At 69.7% G+C, this 23,813-nt stretch carries 21 protein-coding genes; 8 read left to right on the top strand and 13 right to left on the bottom strand.

Features of this window, described 5'->3' with window-relative positions; all coding sequences use genetic code 11:
* The first annotated feature begins 68 nt into the window (after window positions 1-68).
* Window positions 69-932 carry a class I SAM-dependent methyltransferase gene (locus ASF58_RS23600; protein WP_055958531.1) on the top strand — a complete coding sequence of 288 codons (864 nt, stop codon included), beginning with the start codon at window positions 69-71 and terminating at the stop codon, window positions 930-932.
* 563 nt (window positions 933-1,495) lie between these two features.
* Here ASF58_RS23600 and ASF58_RS23595 read toward each other — a convergent pair.
* Window positions 1,496-2,404 (bottom strand): LysR family transcriptional regulator, encoded by a 909-nt coding sequence (locus tag ASF58_RS23595; RefSeq protein WP_055958528.1) that lies wholly within the window; start codon window positions 2,402-2,404, stop codon window positions 1,496-1,498.
* 236 nt (window positions 2,405-2,640) lie between these two features.
* Between ASF58_RS23595 and ASF58_RS23590 the strand changes: the two genes are divergently transcribed.
* From ASF58_RS23590 to ASF58_RS23565, 6 genes are all read left to right on the top strand, one after another.
* Entirely contained in the window at window positions 2,641-4,122 is a 1,482-nt protein-coding gene (locus ASF58_RS23590; protein WP_055958783.1) for an ABC transporter substrate-binding protein, read from the top strand.
* A 54-nt stretch (window positions 4,123-4,176) separates the two neighbouring features.
* Window positions 4,177-5,091 carry an ABC transporter permease gene (locus ASF58_RS23585; protein ID WP_055958525.1) on the top strand — a complete coding sequence of 305 codons (915 nt, stop codon included), beginning with the start codon at window positions 4,177-4,179 and terminating at the stop codon, window positions 5,089-5,091.
* 50 nt (window positions 5,092-5,141) lie between these two features.
* The gene (locus tag ASF58_RS23580; RefSeq protein WP_055958522.1) at window positions 5,142-6,041 is read left to right on the top strand and encodes an ABC transporter permease; all 900 of its coding nucleotides are present in this window, start codon (window positions 5,142-5,144) and stop codon (window positions 6,039-6,041) included.
* A 41-nt stretch (window positions 6,042-6,082) separates the two neighbouring features.
* Window positions 6,083-7,504 (top strand): M20 family metallopeptidase, encoded by a 1,422-nt coding sequence (locus ASF58_RS23575; protein ID WP_055958519.1) that lies wholly within the window; start codon window positions 6,083-6,085, stop codon window positions 7,502-7,504.
* Between the two features lie 2 nt (window positions 7,505-7,506).
* Complete coding sequence (locus ASF58_RS23570; protein WP_055958516.1) at window positions 7,507-9,120, top strand: ABC transporter ATP-binding protein; 1,614 nt, start codon at window positions 7,507-7,509, stop codon at window positions 9,118-9,120.
* Between the two features lie 140 nt (window positions 9,121-9,260).
* Complete coding sequence (locus ASF58_RS23565; protein ID WP_055958513.1) at window positions 9,261-9,683, top strand: hypothetical protein; 423 nt, start codon at window positions 9,261-9,263, stop codon at window positions 9,681-9,683.
* 283 nt (window positions 9,684-9,966) lie between these two features.
* Here the strand turns inward: ASF58_RS23565 and ASF58_RS23560 are convergent, their stop codons facing one another.
* The 12 genes from ASF58_RS23560 to ASF58_RS23505 form a co-directional block, all read right to left on the bottom strand.
* The gene (locus ASF58_RS23560; RefSeq protein ID WP_055958511.1) at window positions 9,967-11,214 is read right to left on the bottom strand and encodes an amidase; all 1,248 of its coding nucleotides are present in this window, start codon (window positions 11,212-11,214) and stop codon (window positions 9,967-9,969) included.
* Between the two features lie 33 nt (window positions 11,215-11,247).
* The gene (locus ASF58_RS23555; RefSeq protein ID WP_055958508.1) at window positions 11,248-12,567 is read right to left on the bottom strand and encodes an amidase; all 1,320 of its coding nucleotides are present in this window, start codon (window positions 12,565-12,567) and stop codon (window positions 11,248-11,250) included.
* A gap of 69 nt (window positions 12,568-12,636) precedes the next feature.
* Window positions 12,637-13,614, bottom strand: a complete 978-nt coding sequence (locus tag ASF58_RS23550; RefSeq protein WP_055958505.1) for an ABC transporter substrate-binding protein — start codon at window positions 13,612-13,614, stop codon at window positions 12,637-12,639.
* Between the two features lie 128 nt (window positions 13,615-13,742).
* Window positions 13,743-14,645, bottom strand: a complete 903-nt coding sequence (locus ASF58_RS23545) for an ABC transporter permease (protein ID WP_055958502.1) — start codon at window positions 14,643-14,645, stop codon at window positions 13,743-13,745.
* The gene (locus tag ASF58_RS23540; protein WP_055958499.1) at window positions 14,645-15,430 is read right to left on the bottom strand and encodes an ABC transporter ATP-binding protein; all 786 of its coding nucleotides are present in this window, start codon (window positions 15,428-15,430) and stop codon (window positions 14,645-14,647) included. Before ASF58_RS23540 ends, ASF58_RS23545 begins: the two co-directional genes overlap by 1 nt.
* Before the next feature lie 84 nt (window positions 15,431-15,514).
* Window positions 15,515-16,495 carry a quinone oxidoreductase gene (locus tag ASF58_RS23535; RefSeq protein WP_055958498.1) on the bottom strand — a complete coding sequence of 327 codons (981 nt, stop codon included), beginning with the start codon at window positions 16,493-16,495 and terminating at the stop codon, window positions 15,515-15,517.
* A gap of 228 nt (window positions 16,496-16,723) precedes the next feature.
* Window positions 16,724-17,680 carry an acetamidase/formamidase family protein gene (locus tag ASF58_RS23530; protein ID WP_055958495.1) on the bottom strand — a complete coding sequence of 319 codons (957 nt, stop codon included), beginning with the start codon at window positions 17,678-17,680 and terminating at the stop codon, window positions 16,724-16,726.
* Window positions 17,681-17,702: 22 nt separating this feature from the next.
* Entirely contained in the window at window positions 17,703-18,416 is a 714-nt protein-coding gene (locus tag ASF58_RS23525; RefSeq protein ID WP_055958780.1) for an ATP-binding cassette domain-containing protein, read from the bottom strand.
* Window positions 18,417-18,427: 11 nt separating this feature from the next.
* Window positions 18,428-19,138 (bottom strand): ATP-binding cassette domain-containing protein, encoded by a 711-nt coding sequence (locus ASF58_RS23520; protein WP_055958491.1) that lies wholly within the window; start codon window positions 19,136-19,138, stop codon window positions 18,428-18,430.
* On the bottom strand, window positions 19,135-20,250 hold the full coding sequence (gene urtC / locus ASF58_RS23515; RefSeq protein WP_082513285.1) for an urea ABC transporter permease subunit UrtC: 1,116 nt from the start codon (window positions 20,248-20,250) through the stop codon (window positions 19,135-19,137). The genes ASF58_RS23520 and urtC overlap by 4 nt, the downstream gene beginning before the upstream one ends.
* Entirely contained in the window at window positions 20,247-21,884 is a 1,638-nt protein-coding gene (gene urtB, locus ASF58_RS23510; RefSeq protein WP_055958485.1) for an urea ABC transporter permease subunit UrtB, read from the bottom strand. Before urtB ends, urtC begins: the two co-directional genes overlap by 4 nt.
* The gene (locus tag ASF58_RS23505) at window positions 21,877-23,103 is read right to left on the bottom strand and encodes a transporter substrate-binding protein (RefSeq protein ID WP_055958482.1); all 1,227 of its coding nucleotides are present in this window, start codon (window positions 23,101-23,103) and stop codon (window positions 21,877-21,879) included. The genes urtB and ASF58_RS23505 overlap by 8 nt, the downstream gene beginning before the upstream one ends.
* Before the next feature lie 205 nt (window positions 23,104-23,308).
* Here ASF58_RS23505 and ASF58_RS23500 point away from each other — a divergent pair, with 205 nt between their 5' ends.
* Window positions 23,309-23,725 carry a transposase gene (locus ASF58_RS23500; RefSeq protein WP_156375863.1) on the top strand — a complete coding sequence of 139 codons (417 nt, stop codon included), beginning with the start codon at window positions 23,309-23,311 and terminating at the stop codon, window positions 23,723-23,725.
* Window positions 23,726-23,813: the final 88 nt, after the last annotated feature.

Here is a 23,813-nt window from a genome sequence, read left to right as displayed (position 1 = left end):
TTGTGCAGCCGATCTGTAGGGCACTATCAGATTCGACATGTACCCTTGGCTCTGAAAAAGGATCAGGCATGGCCGAGCGAAATGCCGATCAGATCGCCGATTGGAATGGCCGAAGCGGGGAGCGCTGGGTCGCATACCAGTCACGGCTCGACGCTATGCTGGCGGTGTTCGGCGAGGCCGCGATCGAAGCCGCCGCGCCCGGGACAGATGAGTGCGTGCTGGACGTCGGCTGCGGCGCGGGCGCGTCGAGCCTGGCTTTGGCCGCCCGCGTCGGCGCGGGGGGCCAAGTGCTGGGCGTGGACATTTCCGAAGCACTGATCGACCGCGCGCGCACGCTTGCACCACAGGAGATTCCGGCCCTGTTCCAGGTGGCGGACGCCGGCAGCGCGGCGCTGCCCCAGGGGGCGTTCGACATCCTCTTCTCGCGTTTCGGCGTGATGTTCTTCGACGAGCCGACCGGGGCGTTCTCCCATATGCGCCGCGCGCTCCGGCCGGGCAGGCGGGTCGCGTTCGTCTGCTGGCGCGGGGCGGCCGAGAACGATTGGGTGCGCCTGCCGATGGGCGCGATCAAGGGCATCGTCCAGCCGACTGAGCAGCCCGATGCCGAGGCGCCCGGCCCTTTCTCGTTTGGCGACCGGGGTCGGGTGGAGCGTATCCTATCGGCGGCCGGCTTCACCGAGATCGCGATCGCGCCCTTCGATGCGTCTATCCCGTACGGCGAGGGCGAGACGTGGGACGCGGCGATCGACGACGCGGTGGAGATGGCATCCAAGGTCGGCCCCTTGTCGCGCGCGCTCGCGGATCAGCCCGACGACATCCGCGCCCGCGCTTTGACCGCAGTCCGGGCCGCCTTCGCGAACCGCCCCGGCGCGCGGTCGGTGATGATCGACGGCGCGGCGTGGATCGTTCGGGCACGCAACCCGGCACGCTGACAGGGACGGGCAGGGGGAGACGCCCCGTCTCGCTGGCTCGGCGTCAGCCGGCACACGACTCCCCCCCCCCCGCACCCCTTGGGCGGCGGATCGAAGCTATCGTGTGGCGGGGTCGCACCTTGGTCTCAGCGACGGGAATCCGCGCGGGGCGCTGGATTTCCTCGACACCCCAGAACTCCAGGCACTTTTCGAGCTAGGCACAAGATTAGACCGAGAAACAAACTTATTCGCGAAACCTTCAGCAGCTCGGTCTCAGGACCCTCGGACGAGACGGTCTTCCCAATCGGTATCGCTGACAACGTCCCTGCTGCGCGCGATGCGCGTGACCGCGCGGGTCGACCCGTTTCGGTCGTCCCCCCCGCCGGCCCTGGGACCCGGATGGGTGGAGGTCAGAACGGCCAGCCTTCGCCCCGGCCTCCTGGCAAAACGGACCCGGGCCGGCGCCGCACCGAGGCTCTCGGCGGCTAGGCCGCGGACGTCGCCCATGGGGCGCTGGTCAGACCGGACGTGCGCGGGATCGGGGTCGCGGGACAACCGGTCAGGTCCCGCCGCTCCAGGCCTGATCAGATTGTTGCGCGCCCCGCCTGCGGCAGCGCAGCGATGAGCTGGCGCAGGAACGCCTGCACGGCATGTGGCAGCTTGCGGTCGCGCATGACCTGGACCTGGATGCCGCGCATAAGGCTCGCTCGGGCGCGCACCGGGATGCAGACGAGTTCGCCGAGACGCACCGGAGTCTGCACCGTCAGCGCCGACATCAGCGCCAATCCCTTCGTCCGGCGGACGAAGGGCAGCAGGGCCGAGAGCACGTTGGCCGTCAGGGTCGGCTCAATGGTGATCCCTTCCGCCAGGCAGGCCGCGTCGAAGACCCGGCGAGCCGTGGTATCGAGGGTCGGCACCGCGACCGGATAGGCCCGCAGGTCCGTGAGCTGGATCGCGGGCTGGCGCGCGAGGGGGTGATCGGGGGCGCTGAGCGCGACCATCTCGACCGCGTTGTCATAGACGACCGACACGAGGCTCGATGGCGCCATGGCGAAGGTGATGCCGATATCGGCGTCGCCCGCCGCCACCACCTGCGTGACTTGGGCCGGCGGCAGCATCTGCACCTCGAAGCGGATGCCCGGATGGACGGCGTGGAACTCCGCGATGGCGTTCGGCAACAGGTCGAGGGCGAAGCCCTCCGACGTCGCGACCCGGATGAAGCCGCGGGCCAGACCCTGCAACTCCTGAATCTCGGCCGCCACCTGCTCGGCCCGCATCAGGGTCTGGTGTGCGTGCGCCGACAGGAGCTCGCCCGCGGGACTCGGCACCATGCCGCGCGGGCGGCGCTCGAACAGAATACAGCCGAGTTCGGCCTCGAGATTGGCGATCTGCCGGCTGATCGCGGACGCCGCGACGTTCAGCTGTGTCGAGGCGGCAGCAATCGAGCCCGTGCGGGCGACGGCTAGGAAGTAACGCAGACTCGCACTCTGCATGGCCTCTCTCCGTCGGTGAAACCGTCGCTATCCGTTGCTGAATCGGCACGGCAGCAATCGCAAAATTCTACTTGTTGCGATGTTAATTGCACAACACCATGGCAGGGCTAAAAAAGTGGCAGGACGGAGCGGTCACGGCTTCGCCGGCTCATGCCAGCGCTGAGAGGAACCGGATCATGGCGAATGAGACTGGAGCGCGACACGGCTCCGCGCTGCGCGCTGCGCTCACCCTGCTGATGCTGGCGCCGAGCGCGCCCGCATTCGCCGGCAAGGCCAACGACACCTTGGTCTACGCCTCCGACACGGAGCCGGAGAATGTCAGCCCCTATCACAACAGCGCCCGCGAGGGCGTCGTCCTGGCTCGCAACGTCTGGGACACGCTGATCTACCGCGATCCGAAGACCGGCACCTACCAGCCGATGCTGGCCACCGCCTGGACATGGATCGATCCTGTCACCCTCGAGCTGACCCTGCGCGAGGGCGTGACCTTCCACAACGGCGACGCCTTCGGCCCCGAGGACGTGGCCTTCACCTTCAACTACGTGCTGACGCCGGACGCCCGCACGGTGACGAAGCAGAACGTCGACTGGATGAAATCGACCGAGGTCGTCGATTCGCATACGGTCCGCATCCACCTGAAGACGGCGTTCCCGGCAGCACTCGAATACCTGGCCGGCCCGACCCCGATCTTCCCCGCGGCCTACTTCAAGAAAGTTGGCCTCGACGGCTTCGCCAAGGCGCCCGTGGGCACCGGCCCCTACCGCGTCACCGCGGTGGAGAACGGGCGCGGCGTGAAAATGGAACGCTTCGCCAAGTACTGGCCCGGCAGCCCGATCGGTTCGGCGAAGATCGGCAAGCTCGAATTCCGCGTCATCCCAGACGCCGACAGCCGCATGGCCGAACTCGTCACCGGCGGAATCGACTGGATCTGGCGGGTGCCGAGCGACCAAGCCGACCAGCTGAAGGCCGCCCCGAACGTCACCGTGCTCAGCGCCGAGACCATGCGGGTCGGCTTCCTGCAGTTCGACACCCTTGGACGGGCCGCCGCCAACTCGCCCCTCAAGGACGCGCGCGTGCGCCAAGCGATCTCCTACGCCATCGACCGCAAGGCCATGGTCGACAACCTGGTGCGCGGCGGCAGCCGGGTGATGAACGCCGCCTGCTTCATCGATCAGTTCGGCTGCACCGACGAAGGCGTTCCGCGCTACGCCTACGACCCGGCCAAGGCCAAGGCGCTCCTGAAGGAGGCCGGCTACCCGGATGGCTTCGAGATCGACCTCGGAGCCTACCGCGAGCGCGACTACGCGGAGGCGGTGATCGGCTACCTGCGCGCGGTGGGCATCAAGGCGCGGCTGAACTACCTGCGCTACGCCGCCCTGCGCGACCTGATCCGCGGCGGCAAGGTCTCGATCGCCTTCCAGACCTGGGGCTCGTTTTCGGTGCTCGACGTCTCGGCCTTCACCGGCGTCTACTTCCGCGGCGGCGACGAGGACCTGACCAAGGATCCCGAGACCATCGCGGCCCTCCAGGCCGGGGACGGGGCCACCGATCCGGCCGTGCGGAAGGTGAAGTACGCCGAAGCCCTGACGCGCATTGCGGGCCAGGCCTATGCCCTGCCGCTGTTCTCCTACTCGACGAACTACGCCTTCACCTCGGACCTGACCTTCACGGCGCAGCCCGACGAGCTGCCGCGCTTCTACGCGGCCCAGTGGAAGTGACGGCCGGTCCCTGACGCCGAACCGACCGCCAACATCGAGCGAGGGAGCCGGACCATGCTCAGGTTCATGATCCAACGAAGTCTCGTGGCCCTCGCGGTCGCCGTGACGGTGTCGGTGGCGAGTTTCATGCTGCTGCACCTCTCCGGCGACCTCGCCACCGCCATCGCGGGGCCGGAGGCGACCTCCGTGCAAGTGGAGGCGATCCGCGTCCAGTACGGGCTCAACCAGCCCCTCCTGGCGCAGTTCGTCGCCTGGGCGGGGCGCGCGATCCAGCTCGATTTCGGCAATTCGTTCTATTTCCGCGAACGTGTGATCGACCTGCTGGCCGCCCGCCTGCCGATCACCCTGTTCCTCGGCGTGGTGGCGCTGGCGGTCGCGCTCTTCGTGGCGATCCCCCTCGGGGTGCTCGCCGCGGTCAAGCGCGACACCTGGATCGACCGGGCCGCCCTCTCGGTCTCGGTGCTGGGCCAGGCGATGCCGAGCTTCTGGTTCGGCCTGACCCTGATCATGATCTTCTCGGTGAACCTGCGCTGGCTGCCGGTCTCCGGCAACACGACCTGGAAGCACTTCGTGCTGCCGGCCGTCGCTTTGGGCTACTACGCCATGCCGGCGGTGATGCGGCTCACCCGCAACGGCATGCTCGAGGTGCTGGCCTCGGACTATGTCCGCACCGCCCGGGCCAAGGGCCTGCCCCCGCGGAAAATCCTGATCCGGCATGCCCTGCGCAACGCCGTCATTCCGGTGATCGCGCTCGCCGCCGTCCAGTTCGGCTTCATGCTCGGGGGCTCCATCGTGATCGAGGCGGTGTTCTCGCTCCAGGGGCTGGGCCAGCTCGCCTGGGAGTCGATCGCCCGCAACGACTTCCCCGTGGTGCAGGCGATCGTGCTGGTTCTGGCGATGATCTACATCGCCCTGACGCTGGCCGCCGACCTCCTCAATGCCGCCCTCGATCCCCGGCTGCGCCAATGACCCTCCAGCCATCCGTATCCCCGCTCCGCGCCGGCCTTCCGGAGACGCCCATGACCGGTCCGACCGACGCTGCGGCCTCGCTGCCCGCCGCCCGCTCGCCCACCGCCCTGGCCCTCCGGCGCGGCCTTCACCATGGCGGCTTCCTCATCGGTGCCGGCATCCTCGGGATCATCCTGCTCTGCGCCCTCGCCGCGCCCCTGATCGCCCCCCACGATCCCTATGCCCAGGACGTCTCCCGCCGCCTGATCCCGCCGATCTGGCAACAGAAGGGCACCTGGGAACACGTGCTGGGTACCGACAAGCTCGGGCGCGACTACCTCAGCCGCCTGATCTACGGCAGCCAGATCTCGCTCCTGATCGGGATCGCGGCCGCCGCCATCTCGGGCATGATCGGCACGACGCTGGGCATCTGTGCCGGCTATTTCGGCGGCCGGGTCGACGCGGTGGTGAGCTACGTCGTGACCACGCGGCTCGCCATGCCGGTGGTGCTGGTGGCCCTCGCCATGGCCTCCCTGGTGGGCGGCTCCCTGAAGGTCGTGGTCCTGGTGCTCGGCTTCCTGCTCTGGGACCGCTTCGCCGTGGTCACCCGCGCGGCGACCCGGCAGATCCGCGACCAGGATTTCATCGCGGCGGCGCGCGCCACGGGCTTTTCCCCGGCCCGCATCCTGTTCCAGGAGGTGCTGCCGAACATCCTCAACGCGCTCATCGTGGTGGCGACCCTGGAGATGGCCCACGCCATCCTGCTCGAGGCCGCCCTGTCCTTCCTCGGCCTCGGCGTCCAGCCGCCCCTGCCGTCCTGGGGCCTGATGATCGCCGAGGGCAAGCCGTACATGTTCTTCCAGCCCTGGGTCATCACCATCCCGGGCGTCGCCCTCCTGGTCCTCGTCCTGGCGATCAACCTGCTCGGCGACGGCATCCGCGACGTCACCGCCCCCGAGGGGCGGCGCTGAGCGCCCCTCCCACCGACCCGTCACCGAGATCGAGTGAGTCCATGTCCCGACACGATGCGATCGCGCGCGCCGCGCGCCACTACGACGAGGGCGCTTTCCTCCAGGTCCTGCAGGAGGCCGTCGCCCGTCCCACCGAGAGTCAGGCCCCCGGCCAACTGCCGAAACTGCGCGCCTACCTCGACGAGTTCCTCGTCCCGCTGATCGCGCCGCTCGGCTTCACCAGCCGTATCCTCGACAACCCGGACGGCACGCACGGCCCTTTCCTCATCGCCGAGCGCCACGAGGGATCCGACCTGCCCACGGTGCTGATGTACGGGCACGGCGACACCGTGCGCGGCTATCCCGAGCAGTGGCGCGACGGGCTCGCCCCCTGGACCATCACCATCGAGGGCGAGCGCTGGTACGGGCGCGGCACCGCCGACAACAAGGGCCAGCACATCCTCAACCTCGGCGCGCTGGCGGCCGTGATGGCGGCGCGGGACGGACGCCTCGGCTTCAACACCAAGCTTCTGGTCGAGATGGGCGAGGAATCCGGCTCGCCGGGCCTGCGCGAGATCTGCCGCGCCGAAGCCGAGGCCCTGAAGGCCGACGTGCTCATCGCCTCGGACGGACCGCGGGTCAGCGCCGAGCGCCCGACCGTCTTTCTCGGCTCGCGCGGCGGCTACACCTTCGAGATGCTGCTGGATCTCCGCGAAGGCAGCCACCATTCGGGCAACTGGGGCGGCCTCCTGCGCAATCCCGGCACGGTGCTGGCCAACGCCATCGCGACCCTCGTCGACGGACGCGGCAGGATCCTCCTCGACGCCCTGCGGCCGCCCGCGATCCCCGACACCGTGCGCGCAGCGCTCGCCGACATCACCGTCGGCACCGACCCGACCGCGCCGACGATCGATACGGATTGGGGCGAGCCCGGCCTCAGCGCCGCCGAGCGGGTCTTTGCCTGGAACACCCTCGAGGTGCTGGCCTTCAAGACCGGCGACCCGGACGGCCCCCTCAACGCCGTGCCGCCCACCGCCAAGGCAACCCTGCAGCTGCGCTTCGTCGTCGGCACCGATTGGGAGGGCATCCTGCCGGCACTGCGCGCCCATCTCGATGCGCACGGCTATCCCATGGTCACGGTCCGCGCCGCCCGGACCGAGGTGTTCCGCGCCACCCGGCTTCCCGTCGAGGACCCGTGGGTCACCTGGGCGCTGGATTCGATCGCCGCGAGCACCGGCAAGCGGCCGGCCCTGCTGCCGAACCTCGGCGGGTCCCTGCCCAACGACGCCTTCTCGGAGATCCTCGGGCTGCCCACCCTGTGGGTGCCCCATTCCTATCCGGCCTGTCTCCAGCACGGACCCGACGAGCACCTGCTCGGGCCGCCCTCGCGCGAGGCGCTGATGCTGATGGCGGGCCTGTACTGGGACCTCGCGGAGACCGGACCGGCGGTGCTCGCCCGGCGCGCCACCCTCAAGGGAGCCTGAGCATGACCGAGCCCGTCGTCCGCATCCGGAATCTCACCCTGGCGCTGCCGAAGGGCTCGGACCGGCCCCACGCCGTCGAGGACCTCTCCCTCGACCTGATGCCGGGCAAGATCCTCTGCGTCGTCGGCGAGTCGGGCTCGGGCAAGTCGATGAGCGCCTACGCGCTCACCGGCCTCCTGCCCCGGGCGCTGAAGCCGGTCGGCGGGGAGATCCTGTTCGAGGGCCAGGATCTCCTCACCCTGGGCGAGCGCGGCTGGCGCGGCTTGCGCGGTCGCCGCATCGCCATGGTCTTCCAGGAGCCGATGACGGCGCTCAACCCGGTCATGCGCATCGGCGACCAGATCGCCGAGATGTTTGAGGCACACGGTCTCCTCACCCCGGCCGAGCGCAGGGCCCGGGCGATCGCCCTCGCGACCGAGGTCGGCTTGCCCGACCCGGCCCAGATCGTGCGGGCCTACCCGCACCAGCTCTCCGGCGGCCAGCGCCAGCGCGCAATGATCGCCATGGCGCTCGCCCTCGAACCCTCGATCCTCGTCGCCGACGAGCCGACCACGGCCCTAGACGTCACCACCCAGGCTCAGATTCTCAAGCTGATCCGGGAGTTGCAGCAGCGCCGGGGCATGAGTGTCCTGTTCATCACCCACGATTTCGGCGTGGTGGCCGACATCGCCGACCACGTCGCCGTGCTCCAGCGCGGCCGGCTGGTGGAGCAGGGCAGCGCCGCGGCCGTCCTGCGGGACCCGCAGCACCCCTACACCCAGGCCCTGCTCGCCGCGGTGCCGAGCCTGGTACCGCCGGCGCGCGCCTCCCGTGCGACCGAGCCGCTCGCTCTCTCGGCCATCGGCCTGACCAAGACTTACGAGACTCGCACCGGCCTGTTCGGCAAGCCGCGCGTGGTCGCGGCGGTCAAGGCGGTGGCCTTCGACGTCCGCCGCGGGGAGACCCTCGGCCTCGTGGGTGAATCCGGCTCGGGCAAGTCCACCACCGCCCGCCTCGCGATCCGGCTGATCGAGCCCGACCGGGGCACGGTGCGCCTCGGTAGCCTCGACTACACGGCGCTGCCCCCCCGCGCCCTGCGGACCGAGCGCAAGCGCATCCAGATGATCTTCCAGGACCCCTTCGCGTCCCTGAACCCGCGCCGCACCGTCGAGCAGATCATCACCGCCGGACCGATCGCGCACGGCACGCCCGCGCGGGAGGCCCGCGCTCGGGCCCGCGACCTCCTCGACCTCGTGGGCCTCTCGGCGAGCGCAGCCGAGCGCTACCCCAACGCCTTCTCCGGCGGCCAGCGCCAGCGTATCGGCATCGCCCGGGCGCTGGCCATGGAGCCCGACGTGCTGGTGGCCGACGAGGCGGTCTCGGCCCTCGACGTCTCGGTCCAGGCGCAGGTGCTGGATCTCCTGGAAGACCTCAAGCAACGCCTGAACCTCGCGATGCTGTTCATCACCCACGACCTGCGCGTCGCCGCCAAGATCTGCGACCGCATCGCCGTGATGCATCGCGGCAGCATCGTCGAGATGCGTCCCACCGCCGAGCTGTTCCGCGCTCCGGAGCACGCCTACACGCGCGATCTCCTCGGAGCCGTACCGGGCCTGCAGACGGCGCGCCCCCACTAACCGTCGCTCCAGGGGGAGGAGGCTCAGGCCACGGATGTGCCGGTGGCGAGCCCCAGCGGCGCGGGCGCCTGATCCCTTAACGGGTGCGATTTCGACGACGACGTACCCGACGGCGCAGGTTTGAAGGTCGTGCATCGTCGGTGGCTCGAAGCCATATCTATCGGGAGAACCACGTTTCAGGGGCAGGCCAGACGCCCCTTGCCGATTGGCGGCACGGCCTGCGCATCACCTTCTCCAACCCGAAGGCCGCCGCGGCCTCTGCCTCCGTCGCGGCCTTCCTCTACGGTGCCGGTCTGACCCCGTTGCAGGTGCTCGGCTGCGCTTCCGCGCTCCTCATCACCCGCGGTTACCCACTGCTGGTCTCTACGGGACCGGTGCGGCGGATCCAGGCGCGGCTCGCGCGTACCACGGAGGCTCTGTTGGGACTGGCCTTCGGCGCGATCGGCACCCGCATCCTCACCGATGGCGTGCACGAAATCGTTCGGCCCCGACACTTGAACGGCCCGATCGCCGCCTTGGTGGGTCGCAGCGATCGCAGGACGTCCGTAGGCGGCGCGATTTGACCATCGGCGCCAAGTCCGAATCGGGTCGCCACCGGCCTGTCCGCGCTCGACCGGATCCAGCGGGATTCGACTGGTCCGGTCTCGATTGGCCGCCTTCCGAAAAGGGACAGGAAGCGGCGAGGGGGACCTAAGCAGACCTGCGATAAGGCCGGCGGCTCGGCGAAGATCGTGCGAATATCACAGCTCCAATGACTTACCCTGCTTCGGCAGATCAACGACGCCAATCAAGTATTCCGCAGGACTATCACCCTTACTCTAACGGGAAAACCCGTTGGCGAGAAACCTAGCCGCGCATTCGCGTTTCGACGAAATGGGCCGCCTGGATGGCGCGGGCATCGTCGCCGAGGCGGGCGATCACCTGCACACCCAGCGGCAGGCCCGCCGCGGTACTTCCCACCGGCACGGTCACGCAGGGGACGCCCATGAGGGTCCAGAGCCGGTTGAAACGGGAATCCCCCGTGCTGGCATAGCCTTCCGGCGCCGGGCCGGGGGCCGAGAGCGTCAGGATCACGTCGAGATCGTACGCGGCGAAGAAGTCCGGCAGTTGCCGCCGCGCGCGGTCCGCCACCGCCAGTGCCGCGTCGTAGGCGGCGGGGCGGACCGCTTGCGCGGCGTCGAGATGCGCGCGCAGAAGCGGGCCGAGATCCGCGCGATGGGTCGCGTATTCCCAGTCCAGGGACTGGGCCGCCTCGTAATCCTGGATCGTGCCGTGAAGGCCGAAGGCCTCGGCGAAGACCGCGGGCAGGACCAGGTCGCGCACGCGGGCTCCGGCGGTCTCGATGGCGGCACGCACCCGCGCGAGGGCGTCCAGGGCCTCGGGCTCCCCGGGGGCGCAGAAGTCCGGCAGCACGACGCCGATCCGCGGGGTGCCCGGGTCGGCGGCGGAGAGGTCGAGACCGGGGCGTCCCGTCATCAGCGCGAGGGCATGGGCGGCATCCGCGACGCCGGCGGTGAACAGGCCCAGCGTGTCGAGCGTCCAGGAGAAACACTTCATCCCCACCGTCGGCAGCAGTCCGAAGGAGGGTTTCATTCCCACGACGCCGCAATAGGCGGCCGGGCGGATCACCGAGCCTCCGGTCTGGGTGCCGAGGGCCAGAGGCAGCATCCCGGCGGCCACCGCGGCGGCGGAGCCCGCCGACGACCCACCCGGCGTATGGCCGGGATGGCGCGGATTGCGCGTCTCGGTCGGGTCGAGGAAGGCGAAGGCCGTGGTGGTGGTCTTGGCGAGGGGAACGGCACCGAGGCGCTTGAGGCGTGCCACGACCGCCGCATCGGCGCGCGGGCGCCAGCCGTCATAGATCGTCGAGCCCATCTGCGTCGGAAGGTCCGCAGTGTCCAGGATGTCCTTCACGCCGACGGCGAGGCCGGCGAGGGGCCCCCGCTCCGGCACGATCGGGTCGGTCAGTCGGCTGACCATGGCCCTGACGACCGGTTCATGGGCGGTGATGGCGGCTTCCGCATGTGCGATGGCTGCGCGCGGCGTGAGGGATCCGGCATCGATCTGCTTTCGCAGCGACAGGAGGGAGAGCATGGGAAAGTGGTCCGGTGACGCGAGGACGGCCCTTCAAAGGGCGGGGAATGCGAGGGGACGGGCGAGGGCCGTCTCGCACCAGAGAGCCGTGCTGAGCAATGCGCGATCGGTCCGGTAGGGGCCAACGAGCTGAAGCCCGAGCGGGAGACCCTCGTGCGTTCCGGCCGGGAGGGCGACGGCCGGAACGCCGAGGCAGGTCCAAGGCACGCAGAAGGCAGGATCGCCGGTCGAGGCCAAGCCTTCCGGGGCAGGCCCGGAGGCGGGCAGGGTCAGGACCGCGTCGTAGCCCGCGAGCACGGTATCGAGTTCCGCCCGGAGCGCGGCCTGCTGGTGCAGGGCGCCGAGATAGGCGACGGCCGGGATCCGCGCCCCCTCCGCGACGAGGTCCTTGAGGACCTGGCTCGTCCGATCCGGGAACCGGGCCACGAGGGGCCCGAAGCAGGCGCTGGCCTCGGCAGCGAGGAGGAGGCGGGCGCAATCCCAGAGGCCCTCGAAGGCCACCGGCAGCGTCAGGTCGGACACCTGCGCTCCGGCCGTTCGGAAGGCCGCCGCCGCGGATTCGAGCATCGTGTGCTGTTCCGGCTCGGCCCGATCCCACAGCGTCGTCCGAACCAAGGCCAGGCGCGGGGCGGCGCGCGGGGCGAGCTCCGTGTCCAGATCCAGGGCGAAGGCCGGCAGCGGGCGCCCATGCCGATCCGCGTCATCCTGGCCGATCAAGTGAGACAGGGCGAAGGCGGCATCCCGCACCGAGCGGGTGAACAGGCCGACGTGGTCGAGAGACGGGGCGAGGGGATGCACGCCGGTGCGCGGAATCGCACCGTAGCTCGGCTTGAAGCCGACGACGCCGCAATAGGCCGCCGGTCGGATCACCGATCCGAAGGTCTGCGTCCCGAGGGCGAGGGGTACGATCCCGGCCGCGACGGCAGCGGCCGAGCCGCTGGAGGACCCACCAGGCGTGAAGCCCCGCTTCCAGGGATTGTGGGTCGGTCCCGGGTGGCGCCAGGCGAACTCGGTGGAGACCGTCTTGCCGAGAACCGAGGCCCCGAGGGCGTTGAGGCGCGCGACGGTCCAGGCATCTGCGGCGGGCACCCGATCGGCATAGATCGGCGAGCCGTTCGTGGTCGGCATGTCGGCGGTGGCGATGATATCCTTGACCCCGACGGGGATGCCGCCCCAGGGACCGTCCTGCGCCGTGAGCTCAGGCACCGAGAGCTCCGGCACCAGAAAGGTGAACGCGGCCAGATCGGTGCGGGCGCGGGCCGCCTCATGGCAGGCCGCCAGGTAGGCGCCGGGCGACGCGCGCCCATCGCGGAACGCCCGCAGGGCATCGACGAGACCGAGGTGGTTGAGCATCGGGGGGTCCATTGTGTTGGGCGGGCGGAGGCCGCGCCGATGCGGCACGGCCTCCGGGGATGCACGCCGTCAGTTCGCCGCGAGGCTCTTCTCGATGAAGTCGCGGCGCACGAAGGTCGCGTAATCGGGCAGGGCCGAGAGGTTGCCCAGCGCCACCTGCGTTTCCATGCCTGTCTTGAGAGCTTCGGCCGTGATGTCGACGCTGTCCGGATAGACCTTCTCCCGCATCATCCGCTTGACGGCCGCCTCGACAACGGCCGGATCGAGGGTGGGAAACTGCTTCTTGGCGATGGCGACGGTCTTCTCGGGCTCGGCGTGCATGAAGCGGATCGCCTTCTGCAGTCCGGTGACGACCTTCTGGGTGACGGCGGGATCGACGTCCTTGCGGGCGCTCACGGCCGAGAAGGCGTAAGGTCCGTAGCGCTCGGGAAAGCCCAGCACGACCTTCATGCCCCGGGCCACGACCTGGTCCAGGCCGGGCTCGTACATCACGGCGATCTTGGCCTGGCCGGCCAGGAGGGGCCCCGGCTCGGAGCCGAGCTGGACCTGTGTCATCTCGACGTCCTCGGGCTTGAGCCCGCTCTCCTTCAAGAGCTTCAGGAACAGCGACGTGCTCGTGGTCGGCATCAGCCCGGTGACGATCTTCTGGCCCTTCAGATCCTTCACGTCGTTGAAGGTCACGTCGGGCGCGGTGGCGATCCAGACGGCGGCCCCGTTGACCACGTTCGCCACCACGTTGACCGGGGCGCCCTTCGAAGCGGCGATCGCGGTCCATTCGGGCCCGTGGATCGAGTATTGCGCGCTCTTCGAGATCACGGCCGAGAGCGCGACCGCGGGGGCGCCTGCCGTCTCCTTCGTGACCTCGACGCCTTCGCCCGCGAAGAAGCCACCATCCATGGCGACGTAGAACGGCAGGTAGAGCATGGACTGGAAGGCTTGCGAGATCGTGACCTTGTCCGCCGCCCGGGCCGGCAGCGTCGCGAGACCGGCGAACCCGAGGGTCGCCGCCAGGGTGGTCGAGAGACGCAGACGCTTGCAGCGGATCATCCGAGAGGCCCTTCTTCGAAAGATGGTCGGGAGGTTCGATGGAGGCAGGATCCAGCTGCGCCCGCCCGGCCTCGATTCAGCGCGAAAGCACGGGCCGGAGACACGGGCGGACCTGGCGAGAGGTGCGATCAGACCTGGACCTGCCCGGCCGTGGTGACTTGGCGCCAGGGCAGGATGCGACGCTCGGCGAAATCGATGACGTGGTAGAGCAGGAAGCCCACGAACATCAGCACGAACAAGCCGACCCAGACCGTGTTGAGGTCGTAGAGGCTCGAGGCCGCGTAGATCAGATGCCCGAGCCCGCGCTGGGATGAGATGAACTCGCCGACCACCGCGCCCACGAGGGCGAAGCCGATGTTGATGCGGAACATCCCGATGATGGCCGGCAGGGTCGAGGGCACGATCACGCTCTTGAAGATGCGGTTCTTCGAGGCGCCCATCGAGGCCAACAGCGCCTGCAGGTCGGGGTCGGCGTCGCGCGCGGCCTGATAGGCGGCGATCAGGGCGACGAGGGCGGTGAGGGAGACCGCGAGTGCCACCTTTGAGACGAATCCGGTGCCGAACCACAGGATCACGATCGGGGCCAGGGCGATCTTCGGCACCGAGTTGATCGCCACGATGAAGGGCTCGACGAGCCGGGCGACGAAGGCCGAGTACCACAGCCCGAGACCGGCCACCGAGCCCAGGAGGGTGCCGATCAGGAACCCGATGATCGCCTCGATCACGGTGTACCAGGTGTCGACGGGCAAGGACCCGTCGAGCAGGGAAGCGAGGAAGACCCGCCCGATGCCCGATGGGGCGCCGACCAGGAATTCCGTCAGCCAACCGGCCCGGACCGCGACCTCCCAGGCCAGGAAGAACGCCGCGACGGCCAGAAGTTGGATGACGGCGCGCCCCAGGGTCGTGTCCGCAGCCCGCGCGAGGGATCCCGGACCTGGGCGGGACCGCGCGGACGTCGCGCGTGCCGGCCGCGTCGCCGTCGCCGTCGCAGGCTTCAGGGTCGGGGAGGACTTCAGCGTCTGCGTCGCCATCAGGCAGCCCTCTGACGGGTCTGGATCTCGAGTTCGCCACAGAGGGTCTGGAAGTAGTCCGAGAAGCGCGGATCGCTCCGTGCGCCGATCGGCGATCGGGCATCGAGCCCGATCTCGTGGACGGACTTCACGGTCGTGGGACGGTTGCCGAGAACGACCACGCGCTTGGACAGGGCCACGGCCTCGTCGATATCGTGCGTCACCAGGACGACGGTCTTGTGGAAGGTCTCGACCGCGTCCAGCAGAACCCCCTCGAGGTAGAGTCTCGTCTGGTAGTCGAGGGCGGAGAAGGGCTCATCCAGCAGCAGGATGTCGGGATCCATGATCAGGGTCCGGATCAGGGCGGTCCGCTGGCGCATGCCGCCGGAGAGCATCTTCGGATAGGCGTTCTCGAAGCCCGAGAGCCCAAAGGTCGAGAGGTATTCTCGCGCCGTGTCGAGGGCCTGGGCCCGGTCGACGCCCTTCATCTCCAGGCCGAGCATCACGTTCTGCAGAACCGTCCGCCAGGGGAAGAGCAGGTCCTTCTGCATCATGTAGCCGACCCGGCCCTGCAGCCCGGACACCACCTCGCCGCGGAACGTCATCGTCCCGCTGTCGGGTTCGAGCAGCCCGGCAATCACGTTGAAGACCGTCGTCTTGCCGCAGCCGCTGGGCCCGATAATGCTGACGAAGTCGCGTTCGAAGATGTCGAAGCTCAGTCCGTCGAGAACCGGCACCGATCCGCCCTTGCCGGGAAATGACTTGCGAATACTGTCCAGGCGGAGTTGGACCGAGGAAGCCGTCATGAACCCTCCGTGTCTGTGACAGGGCTCCAGCAAACCTCGGGCCAACCGAATTATGGATGCAACATCGGCCCGGTGACCGATCGTCTACGGTGTAATGAGGAGTGCTCCGCTGCAGCGACGCTCCTCCGCCGCGCGGTGGACCTCCACGATCGCGTCGAGCGCGAAGCGGCCGCCGATGTCGACGGTCACGTGCCCCCGGGCGATGGCATCGAAGAGGTCGGCCGCGTTGGCCCGGAACGTTGCCGGATCGGCGTTGTGCGGGAAGACGGAGGGGCGGGTGAGGAAGAGGCAGCCCTTCTTGTTGAGCAATTCGGGATCTACCGCCGGAGCCTTGCCGGACGACGCGCCGTAGCAGACCACGAGCCCGAAGGGCGCGGCGCAGTCGAGGGATCGGATCAGGGTGTCCTTGCCGACCGCATCGTAGACGACGCGGGCCTTGCGACCGCCGCTCGCCGTCAGGAACGCCTCCGGCCAGTCCGGGTCGTTCAGGTCGACCACCGCGACGCATCCGGCGGCACGCGCGGCTTCGTGCTTGTGCGGCGAGCCCGTGGTTCCGATCACCTCCGCCCCGAGCGCCGTCGCCCAGCGGGTCAGGATCTGCCCGACGCCGCCGGCGGCCGAATGAACGAGCAGGAGATCCCCCGCCTGGACCGGGTATGTCCGGCGCAGGAGGTACTGGGCGGTCATGCCCTTGAACAGGAGGGTGGCCGCAGCCGCGTCGGTGATCGTCTCGGGCAAGGTGACGAGCTTGTCGGCGGGCACGTTGCGCAGGTCCGCGTAGGCGCCGACCCCGGCATTCATGTAGGCGACCCGGTCGCCGACCCGAAGGCCGGCGACCTCCGACCCGACCGCGTCGACGACGCCGGCCGCCTCGAAGCCGAGGCCGGTCGGCAGGGGAAGGGGATAGACCCCCTTGCGCTGGTAGATGTCGATGAAATTGAAACCGATGGCGGTCTGGCGAACCCGCACCTCACCGGGCGCGAGCGGGGCAAGCGCCTCCCGGACGATCGAAAGGACCTGCGGCGCGCCGAACGCGGTGAGCTTGACGACTCGTCTCATGACCATGCGGCTGAGATTCCCTGGCGGCTTGGTTGGGTCAGACCTCAGTAAGCCGCGAGGCCGGCCGTTGCACGCACCAAACCCGGCTCCTCCGCGAGGATGTCCGCGAACAGCCTCGTCCATCCGGCCCTGGCGGCTCGGTTCGCGACGGCTCAACGCCCCGGCGTGAGCCCGGCCTCAGGAGGCCGGCCTTCGCAGCCCGGGGCCCGCGCGAGCCGCGAGGGCCCTTCGGGATCAGAGGGCACGCTTCGACATCAGAGCCTTCTTCGGCATCAGCATGTGCACGCCCTTGTTACCGTCCACCGTCTGGGTGATCCGCAGGTTCCCGGCGAGGGAGCACAGCATGTAGGCCTGGTTGCGGGTGAGGTTCGTGCGGTCGCAGACGTGACGCACCATCTCGCGCACGGCCTGGCGCATCGCCTCGTCCAGGCTCTCGTGCAGGCCGATCGACATCAAGTCCGTGGGCGTCTCGGCGAAGGGCCACGCGTAGCCGAGATCCTTGCGCACGGTGAGGCGGAACGTGCCGGTGAGGCCCGTCTCCAGGGCCGTGATGCAGACCTCGCCGTCCCCCTGCACGCCGTGTCCGTCGCCTGCGTAGAAGCCGGCGCCCGGATTGTAGACCGGCAGGTAGAGGGTGGTGCCGACCCTGAGCTCCTTGTTGTCCATGTTCCCGCCGAAGCCGCGGGGGACCGGGGTTCCGACCCGGCCCCAGGCGGCCGGGGGCGCCGTGCCCATGATGCCGAAGAACGGATCGAGGGGCAGTTCCGTGCCCCAGGGCAGCACGGCGACGCCGCGGGCGACGTCGATGTCGGGGTGGATGATCTCGTAGTCGGTGAACTCGTCCGGCAGGGTACCGAGGAGCGGCAGGATCGCGACGAAGCCCCAGTCCATGCGGAACTTCAGGTCCAGGATGTCGACCTGGAGCACGTCGCCGGGTTCGGCACCGCGCACGTGGACGGGTCCGGTGACGAAGTGGGGGCCGGGCCCCTGCGCCAGGGTGTCCAGGGCGAACCGGTAATCCGCGGGCACGCGGGCGGGATCGGGGTGGAGGGATTCCCGTCCGCCGGCCGGGAACGAGTGCAGGGTCACGGTGTCGCCGGAGGCCACCTCCAGCACGGGGGGCAGGGTGGCGTCGAAGTAGCCCAGCACCATGCTCTCGGGGGTCGCGGGGATCTCGTGATGCGTCGACATGCGGGCTCCTGGGTCGGGCGGGTCAGACGGCGATGTGCCGGGAAACGGCGTCGTGGTTCAGGTCCTGGCGCAGGCCCTGTTCGACCACGGCGCCGCGCGAGAGAACGACGAAGGCGTCCGCGAGCCGGATCGCGAAGGCGAGGTACTGCTCCACCAGGACGACGGTGACGCGGCCCTGGAGCCCGGCGATCACGCCCTCAATGGCGGAGACGATCGAGGGCTGGATGCCCTCGGTCGGTTCGTCGAGGAGCAGGACGCGGGGCCGCGTCGCCAGGGCCCGGGCCATGGCGAGTTGCTGCTGTTGGCCGCCGGAGAGGTTGCCGCCCGGGCGGTGCCAGAGGTCGCGCAGGGCCGGGAACAGCGAGACGGCGTCGTCGACGGCGCCACTCCGGTCCAGCCCGTGCGCCCGGGCCGCGACCCGGAGGTTCTCCGCGACGCTGAGGTCGGCGAAGATCTCGCGGCCCTGCGGCACGAGGGCGAGCCCGGAACGGGCCCGCCGGTCGCAAGGCTGACGCGTGAAGTCCACGTCATCGAGGGTGACCGTCCCCCGAGTCACCGGAATCAGGCCGGTGAGGCAGCGCAGCAGGGTGGTCTTGCCGGCGCCGTTGCGGCCGAGCACCGCGAGGCAGGTGCCGGGCGCGACGCTGAAGCCGACGTTCCGGAGCACCTGGGCGCTGCCGTAGTGCTGGTCTAGCCCCGTCACCGTCAGGCTGGCCGGATGTGCGGGGGCTGGCATGGGGGCGCGCGTCATCGGCCGAGGAACACGTCGATCACGCGGGCATCGGCGCGGGCTCCCGCCATCGCGCCTTCGAACAGGGTCCGGCCCTCGTGCAGCACCGTGACCCGGTCGGCCACCGCCTCGACGAAGGCCATATCGTGCTCGATTACCAGGATGGCCCGGTCGGGCCGGCGCAGGGCGCCGATGAGTTCGGCGGTACGCGCGGTCTCGTCGTCGGACAGGCCCGCCACCGGCTCGTCGAGGAGGAGGACCCGGGGCTCGGACGCCAGCACCATTCCGATCTCGAGCCATTGCTTCTCGCCATGGGCGAGGGCGCCGGCCGGCACGCTGGCGCGCGCTTCGAGGCCGGTTTCCGCCAGGGCCCGCGCCAGGCGGACCGGCCGCTCCCGCGCCGGACAATCCGGGCCACAGCCGAGGCCGAGATTCTCGCGCACCGTCAGGGCCGGAAAGACGCTCGGCTTCTGGAATTTGCGGCGTACCCCCGCCCGGGCGATCTCGGCCTCCGAAGCCTGGGTCAGGTCGCGCCCGTCGCCGAGGAGGATGCGCCCGGATCTCGGTCGGGCAATCCCCGTGATCGCATCGAGCAGCGTGGTCTTGCCGGCCCCATTGGGACCGATCACCGCGCGGACCTCACCCGGATCGACGGCAAGGGAGAGGCCGTCCAGGGCCCGGAAGGCACCGAACACGACCTCGAGGCTGTCGATGACGAGGGCGCTCACGGCTGCGGTCCCGCGCGCTGGAGCCAGTTCGGCTTCAGCCGGAGCGTGGCGAGGTCGAGGAGACCGTTGGGCAACCCGAGGACCACGACAAGGACGAGGCCCGAGAGGATGAAGGGCCAGGCTTCCGGCATCGCCGCGCTGAGCCAGAACTTGAGGGCGTTGACCGCGATCGCGCCGATCACGGCGCCGCCCAGCCGGCCCATACCACCGATGGCGACCCAGACCGCGATCTCGATCGACAGGTCGGGGCTGAGCACCCGCGGATTGATGATGCCGACCTGGGGCACGTAGAGGAGACCCGCCAACGCCGCGATGGCGGCCGAGAGGCACCAGATTCCGAGCTTGAGGCGCGTGGTGCCGTAGCCGAGGGTGCGCAGCCGCGCCTCGTCGTCCCGGCAGGCCAGCATGCGTCGCCCGAGGGGGCTCGCCACCAGGGCCCGCGCACCGACCAGCACGGCCGCGAGGGACAGGAGCGTCGCCACAGCGAGACCGGTGACGACCCCGGGGGAGCCCATGGGCCAGCCAAACAGCAGCGAGAACCCCGTCATGCCGTTGTTGCCGCCCAGACCCGTATCGTTGCGAAACATCAGCAGCATGGCGACGTAGACCAGGGCCTGGCTGATGATCGAGAAGTAGACGCCGTTCACCCGGGAGCGGAACGAGGCGAGACCGAACACGAAGGCGACGGCCGCCGCCAGGCCCAGCGCCAGGGCCAGGGCGTAGGGCGCACTGGTCAGGCCGGTCCAGTAGACCGGCAGGCTCTTCCAGCCCATGAACTGCATCAGGTCCGGGGCCGTGCCGGTGACCACGTAGGCATGGGCGAGAAGGTGCATCGCGCAGACGTAGCCGCCGATAGCGAAGAACAATCCGTGCCCGAGGCTGAGGATACCGAGATAGCCCCAGACGAGGTCGAGGGAGACCGCGAGAATTGCGAAGGCCGCGAGCTGCCCGATCATGTTGACGAGGTAGGGGGCGGGTGGGAGCAGCACGAGGCCGAGGGCCGCCGCCAGGACGAGCCCGACGAGGCCCGCCAGGAGCGGGTCGCCCCCGAGGATCAGGCCGCGCCGTCGGGCCGCCGGAATGCCGGGCGACAGGTCGAGAGCGCCGCTCATCGCCGGCGCCGCACGGCGAACAGGCCCTCGGGGCGGCGCTGCAGGAACAGGATGATGCCGGCGAGCACGATGACCTTGGCAGCCACGGCCCCGTAGAGCGGCTCGATCAGGACGTTGGCGCCCCCGATGCCGAGCGCCGCCACGAGGGTGCCCACCACGGTGCCGACGCCGCCGAGCACCACCACCATGAAGCTGTCGATGACGAAGTTCGCGCCCATCCCGGGATTCACGCTGTAGATCGGGCAAAGGGCCACCCCGGCGAGGCCGGCCAGCCCCGAGCCGAAGCCGAAGGCGAGCCGGTCGACCCGCCGGGTGCGAATGCCGAGGCAGGCGGCCATGTCGCGGTTCTGCGTCACCGCGCGGATGTCGAGGCCCAGCGGCGTCCGCTTCAGGATCACGAGGGTCAGCACCAGGGTCACGGCCGCGAAGGCGATGGCGAACAGGCGATTCCAGGTGACCACGAAGTCGGCATAGAGCGGGACGCCACCGCTGACGTAGGGCGGCATCGCGAATTGCAGGTTCTGCGACCCCACCGCGACCCGTACCCCGTTGATGAGGAACAAGCTCACCGCCCAGGTGGCGAGCAGGCTCATCAGCGGTCGTCGATAGAGATGGCGCAGGATCAGGGCCTCGATGGCGATGCCGACCAGCGCCGAGGTCAGGAACGCCACCGGGATCGCGGCCAGCAGGTACGCGTCGAGCCAGCCCGGCGCGATGCGCCGGACGGCTTCCTGTACGCCGTAGGTCGCGTAGGCGCCGATCATGATGAATTCGCCCTGGGCGAGGTTGATGACGCCCATCAGCCCGAAGATGATCGCGAGGCCGGCCGCCGCCATGAACAGGATGCTGGCAAAGCTCAGGCCGTTGTAGAGCACGGCGAGACCGTTCCCGATCGACACGGCCCGCTCGACGCGGGCCAGGGCGGCGTCGAGGGCGCTGCGGAAGGCGGGATCGCTGCCGTAGGCCGCGTCGGCCTTGAGAGCGGAGAGCCGCGAGAACGCCGCGCCCGAGGGCGCCTCCGACACGGCCCGGATCGCCGCGAGGCGGCGCGCCGGATCGACGGAGGACAGGGCGGCCGATTGCGCGATCGCCGCGAGGCCGGCCCTGAGGCCCGGATCGCTCTCGGCGGAGGCGGCGCGCAGGAGGAGGGCTTCCGGAACGGTGGCGATCCGGCGCTCCAGGGCGGCAAGGCCGGCCCGGCGCAACTCGACATCCGCCCCGGTCAGCAGCGACGCCGCTCCGGAGGCGGTCTCGATGAGGGCGCGCTGGCGCAGGCCGAGCACCGGCGAGCGCCCGCCCGTGACCGGGCGCGCCGTGCCGGTGGCCGCGTCGCGACCATCGGTGGCACCGGCTCGGTCGAGGACCAGGGCAGACTCACCGAGGCAGGCCAGGCGCCGATCGAGGAGGGCGCGCAGGATCGTGCCGGCCCAGGCGAGGTCACCGGATGTCGCCTCCGCAGAATTGCGCAGGACCCCCTCCACCGCCTTGGCCTGCGCCGCGCCGTCTCCGCAGAGCGCCGTGGCGAGGGCGCCGCGATCGAGCGTCGCTTCGGCCGCCAGGGCCGGCGGCATCACCAGGCTCGAAGCCCAGAGCAGGAGAGCGACGAAACCGAACCGTCCCGGGCCCTTAACCATACGGGCTGAACGGCACGGGCTTGGGAGCATCGGGCGATTGCCAGAGGATGTCGAAGCCCTGCTTCTCGTTGACCGAGCCGATGAAGACGCCCCGGGCGACGTAGTTGTTCTCGCTCCCCATGGTCAGCGTGTAACCGGACGGGTCGGCGAAGCTGAGGCCGGGGAAAGCCTTGCGGACCTCCGGTACGTCGAAGCTGCCGGCCTTGGCGGCGGCGAGCGCCCAGAGCTGGACGCTGTCATAGGCCGACACCATGGGGTCGATGACCGTGTCGGCACTGAAGGGGACGCCCTTGGCCTTCACGTAGGCTGCCCACTCGGACAGGAACGTCGTGTTCGCCTCGGCCTTGGCGGCCTGGAGATAGGCCCAGCAGTTGAGGTGGCCGACGAGGGGGGCGGTGTCGAGGCCCTCGAGGTCCGCCTCCACCATGTCGAGGCCGAGGATCGGAACGTCGGTGGCGCGGATGCCCTGATTGGCGAATTCCCGCAGGAAATCGGGAATCGAGGAGCCGACCACGGTGAGTACTACGATAGGCTGTCCACCGGGCTGCGCGGCGAAGCTGCGGATCTGGTTCACCAGGGTCTGGAAGTTGGAGAAGCCCAGCGGCACGTATTCCTCGCGCCACGCGGTCTCGGGCACGCCCTTGGACGTCCAGTAGGCCTTGAGCTGCTTGTTGATGGTCCGCGGCCAGACGTAGTCCGAGCCGATCATGAAGAACCGCTTGGCCCCGACGCCCTCCGCACCCATGAGGTAATCGACCGCCGGCAGCACCGAGCTCGCCGGGGGCGAATTCACGTAGACGATGTTCTTCGAGTTCTCGTCGCCCTCGAAGTGGAGCGGATAGAACAGCAGCCCGTCATTCTGCTCGACCACCGGCAGCACGGACTTGCGTGAGACGGAGGTCCAGCAGCCGAACAGGGCGGCGACCTTCTCCTGCTGCAGCATCTGTCGACCGATCTGCGCGTAGAGCGGCCAGTCGGAGGCCGGGTCCGAAGTCACCACCTCGAGGCGACGCCCGTTGACGCCGCCCTTCGCGTTGATGCCGTCGGCGGCCATCCGCACCACGTGGTTCAGGCGGCCCTCGATGTTCGCCATGGTGCCCGAGGACGAGAACAGGCAGCCGAGCTTGACGGTGTCGGCGGCCCAGGCCGGGCGGATGATGGCCGGAGCGGACAGGGTCGCCGCCGTTCCCAGGAAGCTGCGTCTCGTGAATTCGACCATCGCTCTCGCCTCGTTCCGTGACCGGCGAATTGTCCGAGTTGAGCGCTCGGGGAGGAAGGCCAAATAGGCTGCAGAGCGGCGGCGGCTTGCGTAAAACCACGGCGTTCCGCCCACGACGCGTGCGCTCCCGCAGGTCGAACGTCAAAAATTGCATTCTGGACCGAGCGACAGGTCTTTCCGCACCCATCGGTCGGCGGTGCGTTTCTTGCTGGGCCGCGTCCTCGGAGACTCGCTCGATTGGCTGAGGCGCATGCGTCGATCCCAACATACCGATCAAGAGATCGCTTTCCTGCTGCAGGAGGCGGCCAGCGGAACCGCCATCGCGACCATCTGCGCGACCGCCCACGTCTCCATCGGCACGTTCTACCGCTGGCGCCGACGCTTCGGTGGCCTGTCGCCGGCCGGTGTCACGCGCCTGGGGGACGTCGAGCGCGAGAACGCGCGCCTGCGGAGCGAAGTCATGTCTCTCCGGCAGGCACTTCTCGCATCGGCATCGGCCGGGAGGGAGCGTGGATCCCCGCCACGCGCGACCCCGATGCCCGGATCGGCAGGTCCGGCGACCGGCTTCAGGGGCGGCCACGCCTCGGTCGGTCGCTATGCCGGTCTCAGGACCGCGACCTGAGCTCCGAAGGACCGGACGGGCGCGGGCCAGGTCCACGGGGCTCCATCGATGCGGACCGGATCGGGACCCAGACCCCGGCAGTGCCATC

This window comes from Methylobacterium sp. Leaf125 (assembly GCF_001423085.1).
Taxonomy (GTDB): Bacteria; Pseudomonadota; Alphaproteobacteria; order Rhizobiales; family Beijerinckiaceae; genus Methylobacterium.
Note: the sequence above shows the minus strand (reverse complement) of the source record. Positions and strands in the feature narration are given on the sequence as shown.

Coding starts and splice junctions, on each gene's coding strand:
- ASF58_RS23545 (WP_055958502.1), bottom strand. CDS start 14,645: ATGGCGACGCAGACGCTGAAGTCCTCCCCGACCCTGAAGCCTGCGACG.
- ASF58_RS23600 (WP_055958531.1), top strand. CDS start 69: ATGGCCGAGCGAAATGCCGATCAGATCGCCGATTGGAATGGCCGAAGC.
- ASF58_RS23525 (WP_055958780.1), bottom strand. CDS start 18,416: ATGCCAGCCCCCGCACATCCGGCCAGCCTGACGGTGACGGGGCTAGAC.
- ASF58_RS23575 (WP_055958519.1), top strand. CDS start 6,083: ATGTCCCGACACGATGCGATCGCGCGCGCCGCGCGCCACTACGACGAG.
- ASF58_RS23595 (WP_055958528.1), bottom strand. CDS start 2,404: ATGCAGAGTGCGAGTCTGCGTTACTTCCTAGCCGTCGCCCGCACGGGC.
- ASF58_RS23570 (WP_055958516.1), top strand. CDS start 7,507: ATGACCGAGCCCGTCGTCCGCATCCGGAATCTCACCCTGGCGCTGCCG.
- ASF58_RS23505 (WP_055958482.1), bottom strand. CDS start 23,103: ATGGTCGAATTCACGAGACGCAGCTTCCTGGGAACGGCGGCGACCCTG.
- ASF58_RS23550 (WP_055958505.1), bottom strand. CDS start 13,614: ATGATCCGCTGCAAGCGTCTGCGTCTCTCGACCACCCTGGCGGCGACC.
- urtB (WP_055958485.1), bottom strand. CDS start 21,884: ATGGTTAAGGGCCCGGGACGGTTCGGTTTCGTCGCTCTCCTGCTCTGG.
- urtC (WP_082513285.1), bottom strand. CDS start 20,250: ATGAGCGGCGCTCTCGACCTGTCGCCCGGCATTCCGGCGGCCCGACGG.
- ASF58_RS23540 (WP_055958499.1), bottom strand. CDS start 15,430: ATGACGGCTTCCTCGGTCCAACTCCGCCTGGACAGTATTCGCAAGTCA.
- ASF58_RS23555 (WP_055958508.1), bottom strand. CDS start 12,567: ATGCTCAACCACCTCGGTCTCGTCGATGCCCTGCGGGCGTTCCGCGAT.
- ASF58_RS23530 (WP_055958495.1), bottom strand. CDS start 17,680: ATGTCGACGCATCACGAGATCCCCGCGACCCCCGAGAGCATGGTGCTG.
- ASF58_RS23585 (WP_055958525.1), top strand. CDS start 4,177: ATGCTCAGGTTCATGATCCAACGAAGTCTCGTGGCCCTCGCGGTCGCC.
- ASF58_RS23560 (WP_055958511.1), bottom strand. CDS start 11,214: ATGCTCTCCCTCCTGTCGCTGCGAAAGCAGATCGATGCCGGATCCCTC.
- ASF58_RS23590 (WP_055958783.1), top strand. CDS start 2,641: ATGCTGGCGCCGAGCGCGCCCGCATTCGCCGGCAAGGCCAACGACACC.
- ASF58_RS23580 (WP_055958522.1), top strand. CDS start 5,142: ATGACCGGTCCGACCGACGCTGCGGCCTCGCTGCCCGCCGCCCGCTCG.
- ASF58_RS23535 (WP_055958498.1), bottom strand. CDS start 16,495: ATGGTCATGAGACGAGTCGTCAAGCTCACCGCGTTCGGCGCGCCGCAG.